Below are 4,263 nucleotides of genomic sequence, written 5' to 3'. Positions count from 1 at the left end.
CCGACCTCGCCGACGTCGCCGGACAGCACGGCGCACGCCGCGCCCTCGAGATCGCCGCCGCCGGCGGCCACCACCTCCTGCTCTCCGGACCGCCCGGCGCGGGAAAGACCATGCTCGCCGAACGACTCCCCGGCATCCTCCCGCCCCTCACCCGCAAGGAATCCCTCGAAGTCACCGCCGTCCACTCCGTCGCCGGCATCCTCCCGCCCGGCGAGCCCCTCGTCCGCCGCGCCCCCTACTGCGCACCCCACCACTCCGCCACCATGCAGTCCCTCGTCGGCGGCGGAAACGGCATCCCCCGCCCAGGCGCCGTCTCCCTCGCCCACAAAGGCGTCCTCTTTCTGGACGAAGTACCAGAATTCTCCACGAAAAGCCTCGACGCCCTCCGCCAACCCCTCGAATCCGGACACGTCGTCATCGCCCGCGCCGCCGGCGTCGTCCGTCTCCCCGCCCGCTTCCTCCTCGCCCTCGCCGCCAACCCCTGCCCCTGCGGCCGCCACACCCTCCACGGTGCCGGCTGCGAATGCCCACCCGCCCTCGTCCGCCGCTACCAAGGCCGCCTCTCCGGGCCCCTCCTCGACCGCGTCGACCTCCGCGTCGAAGTGGAACCCGTCACCCGCTCCGACCTCCTCGGACAAGGAAGCCGGGGAGAAACCAGCGCCACCGTCGCCGACCGCGTCCACGAAGCCCGCGCCCGCGCCGCCGCCCGCCTCGCCGACACCCCCTGGACCGTCAACAGCGAGATCCCCGGCCACCAACTCCGCACCCGGCACCCCGTCGCACCCGGAGCCCTCGCCGCCGCCGAACGCGACATCGAACGCGGCCTCCTCACCGCCCGCGGCCTCGACCGCGTCCTGCGCGTCGCCTGGACCGCCGCCGACCTCGCCGGCCGCGACCGGCCCGACAGCCGGGACATCGCCCTCGCCCTCGAACTCCGCACCGGCATCGCCCGCGGCGTCCCCACCACCACGGGGGAGCACCGATGAACCAGCACCCCACACCCCCGGAACGACCGGAGCGCCCGGCGAAGGCCTCGAACCGTACGGACCCCGCGCCCGGACCCGGGGCGGGGGAGCGGCCCGCCTCCTCGGCCCACCCCGACCGCACGCACCCGCCCGAGGACCCGACGGGAGCCACGAACCCCGATCCCCCACACCTCAGCGGCGGCCCCGACCAGCCGGCCACCGCCCCGCACACCGGAGAACGGCTCGCCCGCGCCGCCCTCACCCGCATCGTCGAACCCGGCGACGAACACGCCGGCCGATGGGTCCGCACCTACGGAGCCGCCCACTTCCTCCACCTCCTCCGCCAGGACCCGGCCACCGGCACCGACCCCTTCCCCGGCACCGGTGCCACCCGCGTCCAGAGCTGGCGCCGCCGCGCCCACGACGCCCACCCCGAGCGAGACCTCGACACCATCCACCGGCTCGGCGGCCGCTTCCTCGTCCCCGGCGACACCGAATGGCCCCGCCAGCTCGACGACCTCGGCGACACCCGCCCCCTCGGCCTCTGGGCCCGGGGCCCTGCCGACCTCCGCACCTGGGCCCTCCGCTCCGTCGCCCTCGTCGGAGCCCGCGCCTGCACCCCGTACGGCGCCCACACCGCCGCCGACCTCGCCACCGGCCTCGCCCGCCACGGCTGGGTCGTCGTCTCCGGAGCCGCCTACGGCATCGACGGCGCCGCCCACCGAGGCGCCCTCGCCGCCGGCGGAGCCACCATCGCCGTCCTCGCCTGCGGCGTCGACACCCCCTACCCCCGAGGCCACACCCGCCTCATCCAACGCATCGCGGAACAAGGCCTCGTCCTCGGCGAACTACCCCCCGACAGCCACCCCACCCCCAGCCGCTTCATCCTCCGCAACCGCCTCATCGCCGCCCTCACCCGCGGCACCGTCGTCATCGAAGCCCAGCACCGCAGCGGCTCCCTCGTCACCGCCCGCGCCGCCACCCGCCTCGGCCGCCACACCATGGGCGTCCCCGGCCCCGTCACCAGCGCCCTCTCCGCAGGCGTCCACGAACTCCTCCGCGCCGACGCCACCCTCGTCACCGACGCCGACGAGATCGTCGAACTCGTCGGCGCCATCGGAGAACTCGCCCCCGCGCGACGAGGCCCCGTCCTCCCGCGCGACCTCCTCGCCCCCGCCACCGCCCACATCCTCGAAGCCCTCCCCGCCCGCGGCCCCACCCCCACCAGCGTCATCGCCCGCCGAGCCGGCACCACCCCCGACGAGACCCTCGCCAAGCTGTACGAACTCCACTCCCTGGGCCACGTCGAACGAAAAGGGGACGGATGGACGTTGACGAACACCGCCCCCCAACGGTCGAACGCGCGGCGAGGCGGTCCTTGACCTGGAGCATTCGGGTGAAAAGGTGAGGCCGATGAGCAATCGAGTTCTCTCGGCCCCACCCGAGCGGCCGGCCCGCACCACGGTCCCCCTTCGAAGGTCTGACCGACAGCGTCCACCCGGACCGGCGCCATCGCCCGGCGTTCGCTCACCGCGACAGCCCAGTCACGCTACGCTCACCAGCATTCCCCACAGGACACCCACACCGACGCACCCGACAGCAGAACGGCTCAAGGCAACGCATGCCCCAGCACACCTCCGGGTCTGACCGCGCTGCGGTGCCCCCAGCAGCCCGGGGCACCGTGCGACCCCCCGCACCGACCTCACTCGACGAACTCTGGCGCTCCTACAAGGACACCGGCGACGAGCGCCTGCGGGAACAGCTGATCCTGCACTACTCACCCCTCGTCAAGTACGTCGCGGGACGCGTCAGCGTGGGGCTGCCGTCCAATGTGGAACAGGCCGACTTCGTCTCCTCCGGCGTCTTCGGCCTCATCGACGCCATCGAGAAGTTCGACGTCGAGCGGGCCATCAAATTCGAGACGTACGCCATCACGCGGATCCGCGGCGCCATGATCGACGAACTCCGCGCCCTCGACTGGATCCCCCGCTCCGTACGCCAGAAGGCACGCAACGTCGAACGCGCCTACGCCACCCTCGAAGCCCAGCTCCGGCGCACGCCCTCCGAGAGCGAGGTCGCCGACGAACTGGGCATCCCCCTCGAAGAACTGCATGCGGTTTTCAGCCAGTTGTCACTGGCCAACGTCGTGGCCCTCGAAGAACTGCTCCACGTCGGCGGCGAAGGCGGCGACCGCCTCTCCCTCATGGACACACTGGAGGACACCGCCGCCGACAACCCCGTCGAGGTGGCCGAGGACCGCGAACTGCGACGCCTCCTCGCCCGCGCCATCAACACCCTCCCCGAGCGGGAGAAGACCGTCGTCACGCTCTACTACTACGAAGGCCTCACCCTCGCCGAGATCGGCCACGTCCTCGGCGTCACCGAGAGCCGCGTCAGCCAGATCCACACCAAATCCGTCCTGCAGCTCCGCGCCAAGCTGGCCGACGTCGGACGGTGACCCGAGCGGCCTCCGCCGTACAGTGGATCCGTGCCCAGGATTCGAGCGGCCTCGGTGGCCGAGCACCGGACGATGCAGCGCGGCGCCCTGCTGGACGCCGCGCGTTCCCTGCTGTCCGAGGGTGGTACGGAGGCGCTGACCTTCCCCGCCCTCGCCGAGCGCACGGGCCTCGCCCGCTCGTCCGTGTACGAGTACTTCCGCTCGCGCGCCGCCGTGGTTGAGGAACTCTGCGCCGTCGACTTCCCCCTCTGGGCCGCCGAGGTCGAGGCCGCCATGGCCCGCGCCGAGTCCCCCGACGGCAAGGTCGAGGCGTACGTCCGCAAGCAGCTCGAACTCGTCGGCGACCGCCGGCACCGGGCCGTCGTCGCCATCTCCGCCAGCGAACTCGACGACGGCGCCCGCGAGAAGATCCGCGCCGCACACGGCGGACTCGTCGCCATGATCGTCGAAGCCCTCGCCGCCCTCGGCCACCCCCGGCCCCGCCTCGGCGCCATGCTGCTCCAGGGCGTCGTCGACGCCGCCGTCCGCCGCATCGAACTCGGCGCGGCCGAGCACCCCACCGAGATCACTGAAGCCGCGGTCTCCATGGCCCTCCACGGCGCCACCGGCCCCGACGCCTGACCGGCCCGCGCGCGGGTCGGGCCCGGCCCGGCCCGACCGGATCCGGCCAGTCCTTCTCGCTGCCCGCCCGCCCCGTTCCCTCCGCCTGGGGCTTCCCCCCCCGCCCCTCCCCCCTCCCCCCTCCCCCCCCGCCCCCCGTGGCTGTCCGTGTGCGTGCTTCACCTCCGTGGGTGCGGGGGGATCGGGAGCAGGCGTGAGGGGGTCCGTGGGGTGAGGAGG

At 73.6% G+C, this 4,263-nt stretch carries 4 protein-coding genes; all 4 read left to right on the top strand.

The features are described from left to right. Nucleotides 1-986, top strand: a 986-nt coding sequence (locus tag RIF68_RS28980) for an ATP-binding protein (RefSeq protein WP_309054249.1), incomplete at its 5' end; no start/stop codon positions are given. Then, nucleotides 983-2,347, top strand: a complete 1,365-nt coding sequence (gene dprA / locus RIF68_RS28975) for a DNA-processing protein DprA (protein ID WP_309054248.1) — start codon at nucleotides 983-985, stop codon at nucleotides 2,345-2,347. The genes RIF68_RS28980 and dprA, both read left to right, overlap by 4 nt. Nucleotides 2,348-2,586: 239 nt before the next feature. Beyond that, the gene (gene whiG, locus RIF68_RS28970) at nucleotides 2,587-3,423 is read left to right on the top strand and encodes an RNA polymerase sigma factor WhiG (RefSeq protein ID WP_309054247.1); all 837 of its coding nucleotides are present in this window, start codon (nucleotides 2,587-2,589) and stop codon (nucleotides 3,421-3,423) included. A gap of 54 nt (nucleotides 3,424-3,477) precedes the next feature. Then, nucleotides 3,478-4,044: a helix-turn-helix domain-containing protein gene (locus tag RIF68_RS28965; RefSeq protein ID WP_309054250.1), complete on the top strand. Its 567-nt coding sequence runs from the start codon at nucleotides 3,478-3,480 to the stop codon at nucleotides 4,042-4,044. The last annotated feature ends 219 nt before the right edge of the window (nucleotides 4,045-4,263 follow it).

This window comes from Streptomyces sp., assembly GCF_031178505.1.
GTDB lineage: Bacteria > Actinomycetota > Actinomycetes > Streptomycetales > Streptomycetaceae > Streptomyces > Streptomyces gulbargensis.
The sequence above is the reverse complement of the archived record's forward strand: the minus strand, read 5'-3'. Positions and strand labels throughout refer to the sequence as shown.